The sequence below is a fragment of the Gottfriedia luciferensis genome, assembly GCF_002156865.1.
Classification (GTDB): domain Bacteria; phylum Bacillota; class Bacilli; order Bacillales; family Bacillaceae_G; genus Gottfriedia; species Gottfriedia luciferensis.
The window spans coordinates 26,315-46,055 of record NZ_NCTA01000004.1 but is presented as its reverse complement, the minus strand read 5'-3'; the positions used below and the strand labels follow the sequence as shown (position 1 = coordinate 46,055).

Here is a 19,741-nt window from a genome sequence, read left to right as displayed (position 1 = left end):
GTAACTAAGGGAGAAAATGATGAACTATAATATAGAAGTTTCATTAGAGGATAATAATGAGTTTGCAATTTTCATAAAAAACAAGATAAAAGAGTTTAATAATAAACATTCACTTCATCATAATGAGGCTAGAAAAATAGGTGCGGTTCATCCTATCAATATTATGGTATCGGATCATAATAAAAATTGGATTGGTGGACTAACTGCGGAAGTTTATTGGGATTGGATTGAAATTAAGGATTTTTGGTTTAGTGAAGAATTTCGAGGCAAGGGAATAGGACGTGATCTTCTTGTAAAAGCAGAAGAAATCGCTCTAAGTAAAGGTGCAACAAAATCATTATTAACTACATTCGAATTTCAAGCTCGTTCATTTTACGAAATATATGGTTATAAGATTGTTGGTGAGGTTAAAGATTATCCACCAGGTAGTAGTTATTACACAATGGTAAAATCACTTGTTTAAATATTCCTTATTCAGCTAATGCATGCTTTTTTTGAAGAAAGATAGGCTACTTTGGTAGTCTATTTTTTTGTACCAACGGGCAGTTTAGTGAAAAAAGGAATGATATAATTGAAGTAAAATAATTGAGTAGAGGTATATTTTCATTGAAAAAGAAATTATTCCTACAGCTTCCTGGTCAATGGATAGCAATTCGTTATGTGTCTTATCATCACAAGGAAAACACTTTCAATCAGTGGGAAAAATGTTAGGGTTTAAAGATTGGTTTAAGTGGGCTCCTCTAGCTAACCAATTGGCCTATATTTCAGGAGAAGGAAGATTTTTTGTTGAAAACAAGAAGATGACGATTGCCGAAATCCCAACATCTAAACAACAAAAGGAATACACACCAAAAGGATATGTAGACCTCGATCTGGAATGGTTTTCTAAAGATTTGGTCATTGTGGCTCGTTCGAAAGAAAACAAGGAGTGGAAAGAAGGACCTGTACCAACTATGTTGACATCACTTTTTGCTATAAACATAAGAACAGGAGAGCAACAACAAATCTCATTTCCAAGGAAGAATGAACTTGACGAAGATCCTCAAATAGTTAATTCTTATCTTTCTTTTTTTCGTAGGAAGGCAGATGATTTTCAGGGGGATGTATGGATAAAAGATGGTATAACTGGGCATGAACATTTATGGATTAAGAACGCTGATTCTGCTCCAGTCTTTTATGATCCAAAATAAGATCAAGAATTTGTTAATAGAAGAAAAATAATGCCTACCGTAATTTTCTTAATTAACTAACGACAGCAATAGTTGACCAAATTAATGAGTCAATAATAATTGATCTCTTTTTATCAATATATCATTATAGTTAAAAAAGGAAGGATATTAAGTCAATATTTTGTTGAATATTACAAGTATTGCGACTATGATAAAAGAAGAGATGTAATGAAAGGGGAATTAAGATTCTACATGTGGACAATCCTTTAATGATTAATTTAGTAAATAAATAGAATTGTATTTACCTGTCAGCAAGGGTAAGTCTGTCTATTTATTTAAATAATCATACAAGGGATGCATGGTGTGGCGTTTTTAAACCCGATTACTAAGCAGATACCTTTGTGTATCTGTTTTTTGTTTGAGGAAAATACATCTCTAAAAAAAGAAAAATCAATGCATCCCTAAATAAGGGGGAGAAAAAATGAGAAATACAAAAAGAAAAATCGCTTTAATTACAGGTGTAAGTAGCGAAAGAGATATTGGGACAGCTATTTGTCGTAAGTTAGCTTCGAAAGAAATCGATATTTTTTTTACGCATTGGCTATCTGAAGTTGGTTGGGCGGATACATTTCAAAAAGAGCTTTTAGAAGTTGGTGTTCGATGTGAAAGTTTAAGTGTTGATTTGTCACATGCAAATGCAGCAAATCTATTACTAGATGCTACTTCAACTAATTTGGGCTTTCCATCGATATTAGTTAATAATGCAGCGCATTCTACCAGCGATGGTTATTTAAATTTGAATGCAAAAACTCTTGATGATCATTATGCTGTAAATATGCGAACTACCTTCTTACTCTGTACAGAGTATGCTCGTCGTTTCGAAAAGTTAAAAATGAATACAGGAAGAATAATAAATATGACATCCGGACAAGAATTAGGTCCAATGCCAAATGAATTGGCTTATGTAGCAACAAAAGGCGCAATTTCAGCTTTTACTAAATCCTTATCGGTAGAAGTTGCACACTTAGGTGTTACTGTAAATGCTGTAAATCCAGGTCCAACGGATTCAACTTGGATGACGGAAGAAATAAGAAAGCACATACTACCTAAATTTTTATTAGGAAGAATTGGAATGCCTGAAGATGCAGCACGATTGGTGGCGTTTTTAGCTAGTGATGATGCTGAATGGATAACTGGGCAAGTGATTCATTCTGAAGGTGGATTTTATAGAGGATAATAGATTGCTTTTTTTTGACAATCGTATACTTTCGATGAAAAGAATGAGTCACATTAGTGGCTCATTATTATAAAGAGGGATACTTGAATGTTAAACCATGAAAACGAAGAAATACTAACAGGTGGGAATATCTCAAACGTTTACCGTTCGGGAGATACTATATACGACGAGATTTAAAGCCAGAAAGTCCAAAAATTCATAATTTATTAAAGCACTTAGAAAACAAAGGTTTTAGTTTTGCACCAAAATTCTTAGGTGTAGATGAGAAAAGGAGAGAAATCTTATCATTTATTGATGGTGAAGCTGGTAATTATCCATTAAAAGAATACATGTGGTCTGATAGTGTCTTAATTGAAATAGCGAAAATGCTTCGACTATATCATGATGCGGTGAGTGATTTTCTAATTAATGATAGCTGGATACCGATTGATAATACACCTAAACAATTTGAGGTACTATGTCATAATGATTTTGCGATATACAACATTATTTTTAAACATGAAAGACCTTTAGGTATTATTGATTTTGATGTGGCAGGACCTGGTCCAAGAACTTGGGACATAGCTTATGCACTTTATACTTGCCTTCCATTAAGTAGATTTTATCATTCTGAAAATGGTGAGAAAGTTTATTATGATTCAAAAAAGCATGCTAACCGTTTTAAACATCGTATTAGATTGTTTTTTGATAGTTATGGTAAAGAAATAAATGAAGATTTTTTAGACATAGTTATTCTACGTTTAGAAGGGTTATGTAAAACAATTAACAGAAAAGCGATTGAAGGGGACGCTGCTTTTCAAAAGATGGTAGATGAAGGTCATCTTGAACATTATCAAAAAGATATTAAATTTATACGAGTACATGGAAAAGAGTGGATTTAAGCTCTTGTTCAACTAAGCAAGCGTTAGGTCAATAATCAAAACAGAAGTGTTTCCTTTTCATTTGAAAATTACCACAAAATAGAAAAAAATAGTTTCAAAATCATACATGATACTGTAATATCGATAAGGGCACCTTAAAAAAAGAAAGGGTGCATAAAAGTGTATGGTATTATTCATTTCGAAGTATTTTTAATAACAGGAATTTTGTTAAATTTAATTCCAGGTGCAGATACGATGTATATCGTAGGTCGAAGTATTTCTCAAGGGAGAAAAGCTGGAGTATTTTCCGTTTTAGGAATCATTTCAGGCTCATTAATTCATACGCTTTTGGTTGCGTTTGGATTATCCCTTATACTATTAAAATCTGTTTTCTTATTTAATACGATTAAGATTATAGGTGTTATTTACTTGGTATACTTAGGGATACGTATGCTACTAGATAAATCAAATACTACGTTTCGAGCAACCGAAGTTGATACATTAAATATTCCCAAAGTTTATGTGCAAGGTATTTTAACGAGCCTAACAAATCCCAAAGTATCTCTATTTTTTCTTTCGTTCCTTCCACAATTTATTGATACAAAGGCTTCTGGTCCGATTCCTTTTCTGATCTTAGGACTAACTTTTACAGCAACAGGGTTGTTATGGTGTTTATTTGTTGCTTATTTTTCTTCTTATGTAACAAAGAAACTAAGAGGTAACCAGAAAATTGGAATGGTTTTAAACAAAGTAACTGGAATAATCTTTATTGGTATGGGGATTAAGCTACTACAAATAAAAGCTCCTAACTAAACTTATTAAAAACCTGATGCCCCCTAAAATATATGAGTTTATGTCGAATAAAAATAGAAAGAATTCCTTCAGTAACGATATCTGAAGGAGTTTTTTTATATTTTTATGCAACTGACGCATGCAATAGTTGAAGATTATATAGAACTTTTAAACAGTCCTATATTATGGTATTTGGCAGGATAATTAGATAAAAAACAGAATTATTTTTAACTGCAATTAAGTTCATAAGTCGCTAAAAGCGGCTTTTTTAGTTGATATTATTGGCAGATATAAAAAGACGTCTCAAATTGATAAATATTTAAACATTAAACATTTTATTGAAACTTTTTGTGATATTTTGAACTCTAATAGTAGAGGAGGGGTGAAAATGGATGATATTCAATTAGTTAAATTGGCTAAAGGTGGAGACTCACACTCTTTTGAACAACTTTTGACAAAGTATGGACAACAATTATATCGAACTGCATTCTTATATGTTGGCAACCGAGAAGATGCTTTAGACGTCGTCCAAGAAACAGCTTATAGGAGTTTCGAATCGATTGGAAAGTTAAAAAATGAATCTTTTTTTCTGACTTGGGTTACGAGAATTTTAATCAATTGTGCGAACGCAATACTCAAAAAAAGACAAATTCATGAGTCTATTGAAGAAGTTACAATGCTCGTTCATGAAAAAACAAATCAGAAGATCGAAATTAAAGAGGCAATTGACCAACTCCAAGAAAACTATCAAACAGCTATTATTTTATTTTACTATCACGATCTATCAATTAAACAAATTGCGAAAACAATGGAGATTCCTGAAAATACGGTTAAAACGTATCTAAGTCGTGGACGAAAACATTTAAAGAAATTAATAGAAGGGGGATTACCAAATGGACAAACATACATTTCGTGAAAGTGTAGACAAAATTGACATTCCCGAAGCAGATGTTTTACAAGCAATTAAAATCGGCGTTAATCGAGCAAAAACAACTCAAATTTTACCAACGGCTAAAAAGAGAAAAAGAATAGTAGCAACTCTTACAATTGCAGCTAGTTTGTTACTAACATCAAGTTTTATCGTCCCATCATTTTCTCATGTTTTGGCAGATACGCCATTTATTGGTGATTTCTATACGTCATTTAATCAACTGATTGGTCGAAACCTAGAAAATCAAAAGCTAGTCACAAAATTAAATCAAACGGCAACTGATCAAGATATTGGCGTAAAAATAAAAGGTGCGTATTATGATGGGAATGTCATTGGTTTTAATTTTCAAGTAAAAGGGAATGTTCAAAAGAGCAATCTTGATGACCGATATTATGCCATGTATGAGTTATTTGGAGGGAATCCTTCAATCGATGATAGTATTGAAATTACTGAACTAAGTAAGACCAAAAACGGATTTACGGGTAATATACAATTCTATAATTTCTCGAAAGAATTACTAAAGAATATGGATATCCCACTTTCATTTACAAAAATTGGTGAAAAAGATGGACATTGGAATTTTCATGTACCTATTCAACAAATTGAACCAACGAAGTACTTATTAAAAGATGCGAAAGGCAAAAACGAAACCGAAAACATCTCATTAGATGTTACCTCCATCGTGTATGGAAAAGCCACTACAGTGATTAACTACCAAGTTTCATACCCTATTAATCATAACATTAAGGTGTATCGATTAGAGTTATCCGAGCAAAATGGAAGAGAAATTCATATGCTAAGCGATGGCGTTGTTCAAAAGATGGAAAAAAACTCGATCATGACGGTTGAAAGACGAATTGTGATTCCACAAGTGTTGAATGAACATTACAGTAACATATTAGTGAAACCAGAAGTAGCACGAAAAAATGGTAAACACATTGATTTTAACCCAGTAACGATAGAAATAAAAAAATAACATGTTTTTTTAATAAAAGCACCTCTCAAATCCAAGGTGCTTTTTATGTTTAAACCTTATTTAACTACCGAGAGTGTTAGTTGTACAACGATAGACTGCTACAGCTAGCAGTCTATTTTTCATTGTACTAATTTGCAGTTGATTAGAAAGGATAGACCTTTTGAAGGATATTAACAACTTATAGAGAATAGATTAAAATGGTAAAAATTTACATTTTTAAAAATGAGAGTAAGAGGTACATATATATGAAAAAATTTCTAATTGGCACACTTATAAGTATTTTGTTTATTATCTGTGTAGGTTGTGCAATAAATACAATGAAAATCAACTCGAAATACGATAAAAATATGGATAAAGTTATCACACGTTATTTGATTGATCGATTTTATGATCCGAATGATCCGAATTACGGAGATTCTACAAAAGCGTTTGAGGTACATCACGTATTTGGAACAGAAACGAAGAAAAATGTTACAACCTTCTATATAAATTCAGCATTTGGAGTATTCCGACAATCAATAGATGCAATTCTCTCGGGTTATGTTGTTCCTGCTGTTATCAAGATTAAGAAAACTAATTCATCATATGAAGTAATAGATTATGAAGAACCAAGAGATGGGAAATTGTATGTTGAAACTGTAAAGAAGATGTTTCCAAAAAAATATGTGAATCGCGTTTTGAGTAATGGAACAAGAGAGGAATTAAATAAAAAGTTATTGAAACAGGTGCATGAATGGAATGGTCAGAAATAACAATATGTTAAAAATTGTGTACTGGATGGATATAAACCTTATGCAACTTACGCATGCAGTACTTGAAAATAATTTTAGGTCTTGAGAGGGTGGATATGAACCTATGGGAAAGTTAAATAGAAAAATGAGTATTTCTCATATATTTTTTATAGCTGTCTTTTATGCAATTGTAAGTACAATATTAGATCATTTTATTCAGTGGGATAATCGTTTGGTTGCTGGAATATTTGGTGGGTTCATTACATTAATAGGTGGTGTTTTAGCCTTATTCATACTTAAAAATGACTAATACTTAGATCAACTATCGAATGCGTGTGTTATACAACATGATCGACTATATAGTCGATTTTTTTATTGGGTCTAACTGGTAAATTAAATTTACTTTAGACCATAAGAAGGGGAACGGACTATTACCTAGTCAGTTTTTTGGCTTCCTTGGGCTATTTTTGGATACAGTCCTTATTGAACAAACGTATGCGTAAGTGTAACAACGATCGGCTCAAATATACAGAGAGTTTATGTACAAAAGTATAATAAAAAAGACCCTGAAAACTAATTTCAGGGTTCTTCTCTGTGTTACTTATTTTACGGTTACTTTTGTTACTTTACTTACATTTCCTGCTTTATCTACAGCAGTGAAGTACAGGACTGTACCATGTTTTTGTTTAGAAACTTTGAAAGTAAACAATCCTTTTTTATTACTAATTGCTTTATAAACTTTCTTACCAACTTTTAATTGTACAGAAGAACCTACTTCTGCTTTTCCTACTAAACTAGTAGAAGTACTTGTTACTTTTGTTACCAATATAGGTGCAGTTGGAGCTGTTTTGTCAACTACTTTTGTAGTTACTGTAGGGCTAGTATTACCACCTTTGTCTACTGTCACTACAGATAGAGTAGTTCCAGCTTTTAAAGGTTTAGTTAATGTTACTGTAAATGTTCCAAGATCGTTAGCGTCTACAGTGCCCAATACAGTTTTTCCAGATTTAACAGTTACTTTTGTACCTGCTTCTGCTTTTCCAGTAACTTTCAAGTCATTGTCGTCAACTTGATTAATTACAGGTTTTGCTGGTGCGATAACATCTTTAACCTTAACTTGTGCATTACTTACGTTTAGTCTAGCGTCACTTGCAATGACATTAATTGTTGTTCCTTCTTTTTGAACTGGAATGTCTACTGTAAAGCTTCCTTCTTTAGAAGCAGTAGTTGTAGCGAATACTTTTCCATTTGCCTGCAATTGAACTAGAGCATCAGCAAAAGCTGTACCTTTTACCTTTGTCGATTTGTTTGTCACTTCACCAACAACAGGAGTAGCTGGAGTCACTTCAAAAAGTTGCACTCGACCTTCAACAGTTGAGCTAACTTGACCTTTAAATGATTTGAAATAATTAACAAATCCATCTAAATCTACAACACTTGTAACTCGGTTTTTGCCAGATTTCAAGATCGTAAAGCCGTCTCCACCATCAGCCATAAAGTTATTTACAGTGATTGAATATTCTTTAGTAGGATCGATTTTTGTTCCATCTGGAAGATAGATATCAAGAATTTTCTTACCGTAGTCATTTTTATCCGTCCAAGTATAGTGAAGACCAGCGATTGCCATGATCTTGTTATAGTTTGGTGGAGCATTGAATTGTTGATTTAATAAAGTTCTTACTTGCTCACCAGTAATCGTCATAGTAACTAAATCGTTACCAAATGGCTGAACTTTGAATAAATCTCCCCAAGTAATTGTTCCTTTTGGTAGTGGGTTACGAATACCACCAGCATTCATGAATGCAAAATCTGTGCCTGTAGTTGCTTTCATGCCGTCTGCAATAAAGTTACCAAGTGAAGACTCACCGCTTGCATTAGCTGCATTTGTTAGTATATCTGCTGTTTCTCCCATTACTTGACTTGTAATTGGTTTGATATCAGCTTGATAACCATCTAGTTCAGCTTTAATTTTTGCATCAGGAGTAATTTTGCTATGTAGCGTATCAACAACTTCAGCCTTTGCTTCAATAATATCTTGTGTAACAGGATCAATAGTTAAATCAACATCCGAGAATGCTGTTCCATAAGACCATGATTGTACTAAAAGCTTGCCATTTACTTTTGCGTTTAAAAGTTTATGATCATGTGCACCAAAAATTACGTCGACAGATGCGTCTGTTGCATTTGCAATCTCGACAACTCTACCAGTTGCATTTGTTCCGTCAGCTTGAGAAGAACCAGGATTATGTGCAAGAACGACAATTGAATTAACACCTTTATCCGTTAATTCTTTTGCATATTTGTTAATAGCTGCTACTTCATCAGTAAATTTAACACCTTCAACACCTTTTGGCGATACAATCGTTGGCGTTTCAGTTGTGACAACTCCAATAAATCCGATCTTAGCTCCACCAACTTCTTTTACTACATAAGGAGGTAAAATAGGTTCATTTTTATCATTTACTACGTTTGCTACCACATAGTCCATTGTTGAACCAGTAAACTTACCATATTTTGCTTCGTATTTCTCAGTTTTTGGATTGCTTCCACCATAGATTAAACGCTTCATTTCAGCAACGCCTTCATCAAACTCATGGTTACCGATTGTACCTACATCAAACCCAAGTTCATTCATAAATCGAATCGTAGGCTCATCTTGTAATAATGCAGATACTGGAGGACTTGCACCAACAAGGTCACCAGCTTGAACCATAAGCGTATTCGCTGGGTTAGTAGCTTCTCTTTCCTTTAAATAAGCAGCTAAATACTCGATTCCACCAGAGTAATCAACAACTTTACCAGTTGAATCTTTAATAGATCTCCATGTATCAAGTTGACCATGATAGTCGTTAATGCCTAATAATTGAACATGAATGTCTCCATTTGTATCCGCTTTCACAGATTGAGAAAAAATATTTAAAGGAGCCACTGTAAGGGCTAGTGCTGCTGCTAGAGAACCATTAAACAGTCGCCTCTTTATGTTTTTTGTCTTTCTATTCACCCATTTTTCCACCTTTCGACAAAATATTTAGTCTTGCAAGAATATTTTACTAGTATTTTAGATAGATTAATAGACTTTTTTTAACTATTATTTAACTATTTTTTAATAAAATAACTTAAAAAGCAGAGAATCATAGAATAAGAAATTCAATTGCAATTGCACTTAGTAAACTAGCGATTGCAAATAGAAATGATAAATTACAAAAAAACCTAGGATATGGAGGTTGTTTTATACATTAAAAGCATTTGATTGTTCGGCACTCGTAATTTCAAAGTCTAAGTTAACTCGTTTGAGTTAATTGAAGAAAATATCAATTCAGATGTAAATGATTAGTTAAATTAAAATGTATTTTAATTCAAAAAAACTTATCCAACTAACGCATGCGTCAGTTCAAGATCGTGGGTCACAAATGTGGCCCATTTTTTATTGATTACTGGCAGTTAGTTCAATCGGAAATGGTATTATTATGTGAGAAAATATTCTGAAGGGATGAGCTTTATGAAGCGTTATTTCAGTTGGGAAGATGATTATATTAGAGGCACTACATATATTGAAATTGAAGATGGTTTTGCAATAAAACAAATTGCAGTTACACAAAACAGGTACATTGCATCTAACCGAAAAGATGAGGAACATCATTATTATTTAGCTGAAGGGAAGATTGAAGTCTTTTATCCTCAAGGTGTAATAGTAAGTATCTCCGAAAACGTAATTGGAGTCGCTGACTATATTAAATGTAAAGATAATTCACAACCTGAAAATCTTTACCCTCATCACAAAATAACAGGAAAAGTAAATGGTTACGATGAAATAAATATGTGGTTAATATTAGAGAATGCAAAGGTGTTTTGAATTTTTTCTTTTTCAACTAACGAAAGTGATAGTTGTATTAGTCATATGGTATACTTTCAAAATTGAAGTATCACAATTATAAAAATAGTAATGATAGAGTTAGGAGATTAAATGATATAGGAGGGAACTAATGCTCTTAAATATTGAAATTTTAGTAGGGAGAACAAAATCTTAATTCTTATAGGGAGAAATGATTATGGACACTAATGTAAGACCAAGAAAAATAATATTAGATTTAGCAGTTACTTTAGATGGTTTTATTGAAGGGAAAGATGGAGAAGTTGACTGGTGCATCATGGACCCTGAGATTGATTTTATTAATTTTTTAAATCAAATTGATACTATTTTATATGGTAGAAAAAGCTACGAATTATGGGGACAATTTACTCCAGAAATTGAAGATCCAGATGATAAAGAATTTTGGGATTTAGTACATAGTAAAAAAAAGTATGTGTTCTCACGAACACAAAAAGGGATTGATAATAAAGCAATATTCATAAACGATAATCTTATTAATGAGATAAATAAATTAAAGAATATTCCTGGTAAAGACATTTGGCTATATGGAGGAACAAGTCTTATTACAACATTTATCAATTTAGGGCTTGTAGATGAATTAAGATTATCAGTTCACCCTGTTATATTGGGAGAAGGAAAACCCTTGTTTATTGATATAAAAAAGAGGTTGAATTTAAAGCTAGTTAATACAAGGACTTTCTGCTCCGGTGTTGTTCAACTAATCTATCATTTGATTGGGAATTAAATTTTAATTGGATTAGTAATGATTAATTTGAATAAGGTATAGCATTAGTGTATTAATATATTCTATCTCTTCAAGAAACAACATTGTTTTTTTAAGACGTCATCTTTAAATTCTATGTAGTCATTCTATTGAAAGAGCATAGAAATCATAAAAGAAACAGATGGTAATCTTCGAATTAATATTGAATAAGGTTTTTTCATTACGTTGTCGAAAGGTTTATAAAAATAAGCTAAGGAAAGACAGAATTTAACAAAATCTCCCCGTTGTGATAAAAACATTAAAATTTTATAATAAAATTATTAGAAAATTCTTAAAAACGGGAGGTTATTATGAAAAAGAAATTGATTACAGGTGTTTTAACTGGTGCATTTAGTGCTTTTACAGTAATTAGTAGTCTTAATGTTGGACAAGCTCAAGTCGTGGACAAGGACTATGTGGTCGTTTTTAAATCAGAAACAAATTTACCGTCAAACTATATGGATGTAGTGAAAAATGCTGGAGGTAAAGTAAAAAAATCGTTAGCAAATTTAGGCGTTATTGAGGTCAAATCAGATAATCCAAATTTCTTAAATGATATCCAAAAAAGTCCAGCTGTTTTAAACGCTGGTGTTGAAAATACTATTTATCCTGAAGCACCTGTAGATGTTGAAGCTATGCAAGATTTTGCTGCTACTTCTTCAAATGATTTATATAACCAATATCAATGGGATATTAAACAAGTCACAAATAATGGTGCTTCTTGGAAAATGCAAGGTGGAACAGGCAAGTCAACGAATGGTAAAGATGTAATTGTAGCTGTTGTGGATACAGGTATTGATTATACTCACCCTGATATCAAAAATAACTATGCGTACGGAAAGTCGTTCGTTCCGGGTATCACGAGTGCGATGGATGAAGATGGACATGGAACTCATGTTGCAGGATCAATCGCTGGTAATGGAAGAGTGTTGGGTATCGGTCCTGAATTAAAAGTGGCTGCATATCGTGTATTTGGACCAGATGGTGGAGCAGCTACAGCCGATATTGCAAATGCCTTAATGACTGCCGCAGATGACAATGTCGATGTTATTAATATGTCTCTTGGTGGATATGATTGGTTCCAAAATCCTGAATATGCAACAAAGGATGTTGTAGCTGACGTACGTCTCTTCAATCGTGCAATTCAATATGCAATTAAAAATGGTGTAACGGTAGTTGGTTCTGCTGGAAATGCTGGTGTGGATCTTACAAGTCCTGGTAAGCTTTCTGGAGATGATAAGGGAGCTACACACAGAAGCCCAAGCAGCCAATCATTAATTCGTGTTTCTGCAAGTGGACAAGAGAAGAATTTAACTTATTACTCAAACTATGGTGTAGGAAAAATCGATGTAATCGCTCCTGGTGGTGACTATGGTACAGCTTGGTTAGCTACTGGCGATAAATCGCTAAGAGAAAATAAATTATGTTTATCGACTGTTCCTGGAGGTTATGCATTTTATGCAGGTACATCTATGGCAGCTCCTAAGACTGCAGGACTAGCTGGGGTAATTATTGCAAAATACGGTAAGGATGTTCTTTCTCCTTCACAAGTAAAACATATCATTCAAAGCTCAGCTGATGATTGGTTTAAAAATGGTTACGATGGTCAATCAGGATTTGGTTCAATCAATGCTGTAAATGCTTTAAAATAATTTATAAAATCAAAGAAAAAAGGATCTAAAACAAAGATCCTTTTTTTCTTTGCGAATAAGCTAATCCTGATCTTATGCTGCAAAATGACACTCAATTGTTAATGAAGGAAATTAAATTATGTTATTCAACTAGCGATGATTGCTTTAGTTGTACATCATAAGTTGCTTATTGCAACATTTTTTACATCATTAAAACTTGCTTTAAAACTATTCTAAATTTATTTCAAAAAAATGACACCTCCAATGGTTAATTAAGTTTTCTAACAATTGAGGTGCATTTCAAACAACATGCTATTAAACTGATGTTTCATACTTCAACAATTTCTCTTCTAATCTTGACTTAACTCGTGTATGCATTCTTGAACAAGAGTTACCCCTTGGCTAACTGCAGCCCCACCACCAAATGCAGCAGTCACTCCGATAGCTTCTAGAATTTCTTGTTCAGAACATCCTTGATCAAGACATCCTTTTGTATGATAGATGATGCAATATTCATCCTGAGCATAAAGGCTAATTCCTAGCGCAATTAATTGTTTTTGTTTTTGAGATAATGCCCCTTCTTTAAAGCATTCTTCTGTAAAAGAGTTAAATTTATTTACAAAGTGAGGAAATTTCTGACTAAACAACCCAAGCCCTTCTTTATACTTCAATAGTGCTGATTGTGTAGTGTTTTTTGATTCATTATTCATATTATTAAAGCCCCTTTTCTATTTAGTTAATCAGTAATATTATTAGCGTTATACATAAAAATATTAAAAATTTATAACTTATATCCAAACATGATCGACTTTAAAGTCGGTTTTTTATTACATTAAATGACGATATCCTTCAAAAGGGTTAAGAGGAATAATCAAACTTATAAAGAATATTCTCAAGTATTAGGATGTAATTATAGGGGGACTATTTTTGTATAAACAAACTAGTTTAGTTAGTTTTATTTTTTTTTTCTTATAGGATGTAATAATAATTTGTCATTAAGAGATGAATTCAATGAGAATATGAAAAAAGAAAAAAATGTTCAAAAATATACTATCTTGTCAGAAGATATACAATCTAATACTGGTACAATTTTCTATCAATACAAATTACTAGAAAATGGTTTAAGTAGAGGGCAATTGATTTCTTTATCAGTTTTTCTTAAACAAGGTGAGGATTGGAAATTAAAGTTTTCGGGAGGATGTAATGATAAATGGAATATCTCGTCCTATGAAAATGAGAAAGAGAATATCTATTGTGGAACCATAAATGATCCAATTTATACGAACGTATTAATTGGTGATAAAAAAGCCAAAATCATCAAGTTAAAGAATAGCAACTCAAAGGCCTGGTTTTACTTGAACAGTAATCCTTCCTTAAGTATTACTGCTGAGCGAGAAGATGGCAGCATAGAGATTTGGCAACCTAGCAGTAAAAAGAAATAAGTAGAACATTTATTAAATGTTGTAAAACATGCATATGTTTAAGTGAAAGAGCAGCCAATGGCTGCTTTTTATTTATTTTTTTCTTTCCATTTATTAGAGAAAGTTTACACGTAACTGAAAAATTGATAAGAATTTGCATATATTTGGGTTAATTATCACTAATGAAAGACAGTTTTTATTTTAAAAACTTATTAATACTTTTAAAATCAAGCCAAAAATAACCCAATTTAATATTGAAGGAGTGAGGACCTTAATGAAGAATTTAACTATTTGGTACATGCATAACAAGTGGAGAGCTGTATGTACTACTACAATAGATTATACATAAATTCTAGGAGGAAAATGAATGAAGCGAATGCAGCGGGTATTAACAGTATTGATTGCTTTTCTTATGATTGTAAGTTTATGGAATGGAAAAGGTTACGCTAAAAAATCGGATAATTTAAGTAGGGTTGAACAACAGCAAAAGAAAAATAATACCTTAAATATTGATATACATAACCTAAAAGCACGCCAAGCTAAAGGAGTACTGAAAGAGGGTTCGAAAGCAATTCGAAACACAGCATTTTTATTTAAAGTAAAAGGGAAATCAACGAAGTGGTACAATGGTACAACTGATAGCCAAGGACATTTCATAGCACGTGTTCCTGATGGTGATTATGTTGTAAAGGCAGTAAAGGAGAACGGTTCAAGTATGTGGAGTTATACAAGCCAATCTTTTACTATAAAGAAAGGGCAGGTAAAAGGTACAAATAAAAATGTAATATCTTTAAAAAGCTCTAAAAACACATTAAAGCGAAAAAAGGAAACAGCAAACCCTAATTTGCAAGGTGTATTGACAGAAGGAAACCATGGTGTAAAAAGAGATCTTATTATTTTTAACTATGGTGGGGAGACATCGGATGAAGAGATATTTACTGTTTCTTCTAAGGGGAACGGATCGTTCTCTGCATCTCTTCCAAATGGGGAGTACGAAATCTACGGTGTTTCTCAAGAGGACGGTTTTTATTTGTCGGTGTTAGATTTCTCCGTACAAAACAATCAAGTGTTTATTGGAGATCAAAAACAGTCATCTATCGAAATTTCTTTACCAAAAAAAGTGCATGAAGGTCTAGTATTTGACGGCGGTGCACCACTTGGTCAAGCAGAAGTAATGGTTGAGAAAATGATTGATGAAGATTATGGACAATTTGTACAAGCCGCGATTACTGGAAATAATGGTAAGTTTAAGTTAAGACAGCTAGAGGATGGTCAATACTTTGTTAGCATTTACCATCAAACTTTTGAAGCTTGGCAGTATGTAGAACTAGAGGTAGTAAACGGAAAGATTTATCAAAAAGAAAAACAAGTTTCTTCTATAGAAATTAAGGTTCCAAAAATTAATTTACAAGGCTCGGTACGTGAAGGGATTCATAATATTGCTAATGCGCAATTAATGATTGAACGATATGAGGATGCAAATGCAGAAGATCCTACAGAAGGATTCTCAATTCCAGTTAACAAGCTAGGCAAATTCGAATACAGACTACCTGATGGGAAATATCGTATTGGCTCGTTAGTTGAAGAAAACCGTGAAACACCTGTGAATGTACCATTTACAATTGAAAACACAAAGTTAATGCAAGAAGGAAAGCCAGTCACATCATTAACGGTGAACCTTCCACCTGTTACGTTTACTGGGAGATTAACAGAACAAGGTAAACAAATCGAAGGTGAATTGTATGTAAGTTCTGTTTCAGGAAATCAAGATATAGAATATTCTGCATATCCAAATGCAGATAGTGAATTTTCACTTCGTTTAACTGATGGTATGTACAGAGTTGATTTTGTGTACCTGTATGCAGATAACGAAAATGTACCAATGTCTTTAGAATTTGAAATGAAGGATGGAAAGATATATGTAGATGGACAACTAAAGAATATGCTAGATATTGAGGTTCCACCTGTTACTTTACATGGAGTTGTATATGATGGGGACCAGCTGATTCATGAAGGAGAAGTAGCGATCACTTCTGGAGAAGGAGAAGAACAAAGTTACTACTGGAAAATGTTAAATGAGAATGGTACATTTACACTTCGTTTGCCAGATGGTGTGTATAATGTTGATGAAGTATATGATGGTCAAGGAACACCAGCGAAATTAAATAAACCGTTTGAGATACGTAATGGAAAATTATTTGTTGGCGGTCAGCTGAAGGAAACGTTAGATATACATCTTCCACCTGTTACGCTGCAAGGAATGTTAATCGAAAATGGTGCTCCTTTATTGGGAGATATTGTCATTGGCTCTGTTGAAAATTCTCAAGAACCTTATTGGGGATCTACGGAAGAGGAAGGCATATTTAAATTTCGTTTACCAGATGGAAAGTATGAAGTAATTAGTCTATTTTTAAATGATGGAAGTACTTTTGAATCAGGCATGGCATTTGAGATTAAATCAGGGAAGCTATACGTAAATGCAAACCAACAAGATACACTACAAATAAACGTAGCTCCTGTAACAGTAACGGGTACTGTATATGATGGAAAAGAAATTGTTTTGGACGGAAATATTACAGTAAAGAAGCTAGATGAAGTAGGTGAATTCAATCTAGTTGGAAGCTGGATTAATTATGATGGTAATTATAATTTCCGCTTACCAGATGGAAACTATGAACTTAGAAATGTAGAATTATATAATGAAGATTCCATGGAAAATATAGAATTTAACAAACCGTTTGTTATAAAATCAGGGAAGGTTATTATGAATGGAATGCCGGTAGATCGTCTGGTCTTACACCTAGAAGATGGAACAAGACAAAGCGTGGAATAAGTACGTAACAGAAAAGAGAACGTCATAGTATTTGAAGACGAGTTGCTAGCAACTCGTTTTTTAATTCAAAAAGTATTTTACTAGAAATCATAAAAGTCCACACCTTGAAGCGCAAGGGGGGGGTACTTCCTCTTAGAAGCTTTATGTAAACTAGATTTGTATAAAACAATTAGTCCCATTTTTCAAACAAAGTGTTCCTTATTTAAGATTTTTGCTTTATACTTAAGAACGGCAATTTGTCAACTTTTAATAAGGAGTTTTCCATTATGGATTTTATCTATATTAATAACAATGTCTTGGATAATTTGTTTTACATATTAGTAAGTATTTTTATATTTTTTGTTTTATACGATAATGTAAAAATATTAATAAATTATAAAAAGATATTGCTTACTATATGCATGGGTTTACCGATAGTTTTATGTATGAAATTTCCAATTTATATAGATGAATATTGTGTTCATGATCTTAGGCAAATACCACTATTCATTGGTACGCTTTATGGTGGATGGGTTGTTGGAGCAGGTTTGTTATTTATTTTACTAGCTACCCGAATTGCTCTCTATGGATTCAACGTTCTAACATTAATTGTTTATATTGTAATCTATTGTGCAACTGCAATTTTTTCAACAAAATTCAATCTGAAAAATAAGAAGAACAAGTTACTTTCTTCTATTATTCTTACTTTATTACTTGAAACCATAACTACATACATTGCATTGAAGATTTCTAACTATTTGGTCTTAACGGATGCCTATATTTTTTATTTTATAATTTTACCTCCTATCGTCGTGTTTTTTGCCGTATATCTTTTAGAAGTGTTAATGGATACCATTCAAATAAGGTCACACATCATTAAGCTAGAAAAAATGGAGGTAGTTAGTCAGCTTGCAGCAAGTATTTCTCACGAAGTTAGAAATCCTTTAACAGTTGTAAAGGGGTTTGTTGAACTTCTAAAAGCACCGAAGCTATCTCACGAAGAGAAAGAACTATATATTCATCATGTAGTGAATGAACTTAACAATGCAGAATCCATTATTAATGATTACTTAGCGTTTGCAAAACCCGCACCTGATAAAGAGGAAAAAATTTTTATTGATCGTGAAATTAGAAATGTAATCGAAATTATTAAACCATTAGCAAATATGACTTCAGTGCAAATAACAGATAATCTAAAGCAAGGAATTATTTTTGGGAATGCGAATCATTTCCGTCAATGTTTTTTAAACATAATAAAAAATGGAATAGAGGCAATGCCAGACGGTGGAGAACTTCAAATTGTTTCGTTTACTGATAAAAAAGTAGCGACAGTAATAATAAAAGATAACGGAATTGGGATGAGTAAAGAGCAAATTAACCGCTTTGGAGAGCCTTATTATAGCTGCAAAGAAAAAGGAACAGGATTAGGTTCAATGGTTGCTTTAAAGACTATTCAAACATTAAAAGGGAAAATGACTATTGATAGTATTCTAAATGAGGGAACTACGATCAAGGTCGTATTTCCAATTAATAAGTAAATTTTATTGTTTGGTAAAATTGATAAATTTAGCAAATTGTGTTTAACTAGCGAACCTTTTAGTATTCAATGGATAAATAATAAAGAAACAATTGTGAATCAGAAAAAAAATAATATTAACTGTGAAATAACTAACGATAGCGTTAGTTAAAGTTTGAGAGCCACTTTTGTGGCTTTTTTTAATGTACTTACGGGCAGAATGTGCATTAAAAAATGGTATAATTTTTAACACAAAGAGCTAATAGAAGAATTAAAGAATGAGAATGTCATATTACTATAAAAAATACGAAAAAGTATGGGATATGGAAAGGATTTTATCAAGTATGGAATTTTACAATTTTCGAAAAGCAGAAACAAGTGAAATAGAAGAAATATATCATCTTATTGAAAAGCGAATTAACTGGATGGATAAAAACAACATAAATCAATGGAATAAAACAAATTATCTCGATTCCTACCCAAGAGACTACTTTAAAAGCAAAATTGAAGAAGGTCAACTTTTTGTTATGTATAATGAATTAACTGGTAAGGTTGTTGGTGCGGTTGTATTGCTCGAAGAAGATAAGCGATGGTACAAGGATGGATCAAAAAATTACTATATTCACAACCTTGTTAGCGATACTAAGGTTCCAGGAGTTGGGACAAAGATACTAAATTTATGTGAACAAATGGCACTTGATAATAGTGTCGATGCGATTAGATTAGACTGTGAAGCTTCAAACATCAAACTTAACGCGTTTTATGAAGGGCTTGGATATTGCTATGTTGGTGATGTGCAAGAAGGCAGTTATATCGGACACAAACGGGAAAAGAAACTGCGGAACTAATGTCGCTAACGAGAGCATTAGTTGTAGATCAGGAGTACCTAATCGGTACTCTTTTTTAATGTAGTAAATGTTTTTAATTTATGTAGTTGGCAGGATAGTTTGATAACGAAGCAAACATTTAGTTCAACAAGAAATTTTCCTCGAATTTCCATAATTTGGTAAAATAAAGAATGGAAGGAGGAA

At 32.6% G+C, this 19,741-nt stretch carries 16 protein-coding genes and 3 pseudogenes; 16 read left to right on the top strand and 3 right to left on the bottom strand.

Translation table 11 applies throughout. The features are described 5' to 3' along the window. Window positions 1-19: 19 nt before the first annotated feature. The 9 genes and pseudogenes from B7R67_RS04820 to B7R67_RS04780 all read left to right on the top strand — a co-directional run bounded on the left by B7R67_RS04820 (window position 20) and on the right by B7R67_RS04780 (window position 7,006). Window positions 20-463 (top strand): GNAT family N-acetyltransferase, encoded by a 444-nt coding sequence (locus B7R67_RS04820; protein ID WP_088068082.1) that lies wholly within the window; start codon window positions 20-22, stop codon window positions 461-463. A gap of 160 nt (window positions 464-623) precedes the next feature. Next, window positions 624-1,190: pseudogene (locus tag B7R67_RS04815) on the top strand (translocation protein TolB); the annotation flags it as partial. A gap of 460 nt (window positions 1,191-1,650) precedes the next feature. Beyond that, window positions 1,651-2,406: an SDR family oxidoreductase gene (locus B7R67_RS04810; RefSeq protein WP_088068080.1), complete on the top strand. Its 756-nt coding sequence runs from the start codon at window positions 1,651-1,653 to the stop codon at window positions 2,404-2,406. Window positions 2,407-2,493: 87 nt separating this feature from the next. Then, a pseudogene (locus B7R67_RS04805) lies at window positions 2,494-3,287 on the top strand (phosphotransferase). Between the two features lie 159 nt (window positions 3,288-3,446). Further along, window positions 3,447-4,079 (top strand): LysE family translocator, encoded by a 633-nt coding sequence (locus B7R67_RS04800; protein ID WP_088068078.1) that lies wholly within the window; start codon window positions 3,447-3,449, stop codon window positions 4,077-4,079. Between the two features lie 367 nt (window positions 4,080-4,446). Further along, complete coding sequence (locus tag B7R67_RS04795; protein WP_088068076.1) at window positions 4,447-4,974, top strand: sigma-70 family RNA polymerase sigma factor; 528 nt, start codon at window positions 4,447-4,449, stop codon at window positions 4,972-4,974. Continuing rightward, entirely contained in the window at window positions 4,952-5,965 is a 1,014-nt protein-coding gene (locus B7R67_RS04790) for a DUF4179 domain-containing protein (protein WP_088068073.1), read from the top strand. Before B7R67_RS04795 ends, B7R67_RS04790 begins: the two co-directional genes overlap by 23 nt. A 245-nt stretch (window positions 5,966-6,210) precedes the next feature. Further along, a complete protein-coding gene (locus B7R67_RS04785) occupies window positions 6,211-6,717 on the top strand; it encodes a hypothetical protein (RefSeq protein WP_088068071.1) in 507 nt (168 codons plus the stop codon). A 103-nt stretch (window positions 6,718-6,820) separates the two neighbouring features. Next, a complete protein-coding gene (locus B7R67_RS04780; protein ID WP_088068069.1) occupies window positions 6,821-7,006 on the top strand; it encodes a hypothetical protein in 186 nt (61 codons plus the stop codon). Between the two features lie 291 nt (window positions 7,007-7,297). Here the strand turns inward: B7R67_RS04780 and B7R67_RS22805 are convergent, their stop codons facing one another. Together B7R67_RS22805 and B7R67_RS04775 are read right to left on the bottom strand one after the other, a co-directional pair. Further along, window positions 7,298-8,041 (bottom strand): Ig-like domain-containing protein, encoded by a 744-nt coding sequence (locus B7R67_RS22805; RefSeq protein WP_407920377.1) that lies wholly within the window; start codon window positions 8,039-8,041, stop codon window positions 7,298-7,300. Further along, window positions 8,042-9,664: pseudogene (locus tag B7R67_RS04775) on the bottom strand (bifunctional metallophosphatase/5'-nucleotidase); the annotation flags it as partial. Window positions 9,665-10,195: 531 nt separating this feature from the next. Between B7R67_RS04775 and B7R67_RS04770 the strand changes: the two are divergent. The 3 genes from B7R67_RS04770 to B7R67_RS04760 all read left to right on the top strand — a co-directional run bounded on the left by B7R67_RS04770 (window position 10,196) and on the right by B7R67_RS04760 (window position 12,982). Then, on the top strand, window positions 10,196-10,549 hold the full coding sequence (locus tag B7R67_RS04770) for a hypothetical protein (protein WP_088068065.1): 354 nt from the start codon (window positions 10,196-10,198) through the stop codon (window positions 10,547-10,549). 196 nt (window positions 10,550-10,745) lie between these two features. Continuing rightward, complete coding sequence (locus tag B7R67_RS04765) at window positions 10,746-11,312, top strand: dihydrofolate reductase family protein (protein WP_088068063.1); 567 nt, start codon at window positions 10,746-10,748, stop codon at window positions 11,310-11,312. A 329-nt stretch (window positions 11,313-11,641) separates the two neighbouring features. Then, on the top strand, window positions 11,642-12,982 hold the full coding sequence (locus tag B7R67_RS04760; RefSeq protein ID WP_088068062.1) for a S8 family peptidase: 1,341 nt from the start codon (window positions 11,642-11,644) through the stop codon (window positions 12,980-12,982). Between the two features lie 329 nt (window positions 12,983-13,311). On the opposite strand, the gene B7R67_RS04755 is transcribed toward B7R67_RS04760, so the two are convergent. Next, window positions 13,312-13,671, bottom strand: coding sequence for a carboxymuconolactone decarboxylase family protein (locus B7R67_RS04755; RefSeq protein WP_088068060.1), 360 nt, complete (start codon window positions 13,669-13,671; stop codon window positions 13,312-13,314). Between the two features lie 279 nt (window positions 13,672-13,950). On the opposite strand from B7R67_RS04755, the gene B7R67_RS04750 reads away from it, so the two are divergent. From B7R67_RS04750 to B7R67_RS04735, 4 genes are all read left to right on the top strand, one after another. Then, window positions 13,951-14,403 carry a hypothetical protein gene (locus B7R67_RS04750; protein WP_088068058.1) on the top strand — a complete coding sequence of 151 codons (453 nt, stop codon included), beginning with the start codon at window positions 13,951-13,953 and terminating at the stop codon, window positions 14,401-14,403. A 346-nt stretch (window positions 14,404-14,749) separates the two neighbouring features. After that, window positions 14,750-17,215 (top strand): MSCRAMM family protein, encoded by a 2,466-nt coding sequence (locus B7R67_RS04745; RefSeq protein WP_088068056.1) that lies wholly within the window; start codon window positions 14,750-14,752, stop codon window positions 17,213-17,215. Window positions 17,216-17,481: 266 nt separating this feature from the next. Next, a complete protein-coding gene (locus tag B7R67_RS04740; protein ID WP_088068054.1) occupies window positions 17,482-18,732 on the top strand; it encodes a LytS/YhcK type 5TM receptor domain-containing protein in 1,251 nt (416 codons plus the stop codon). 256 nt (window positions 18,733-18,988) lie between these two features. Next, window positions 18,989-19,558 (top strand): GNAT family N-acetyltransferase, encoded by a 570-nt coding sequence (locus B7R67_RS04735; protein WP_088068052.1) that lies wholly within the window; start codon window positions 18,989-18,991, stop codon window positions 19,556-19,558. The last annotated feature ends 183 nt before the right edge of the window (window positions 19,559-19,741 follow it).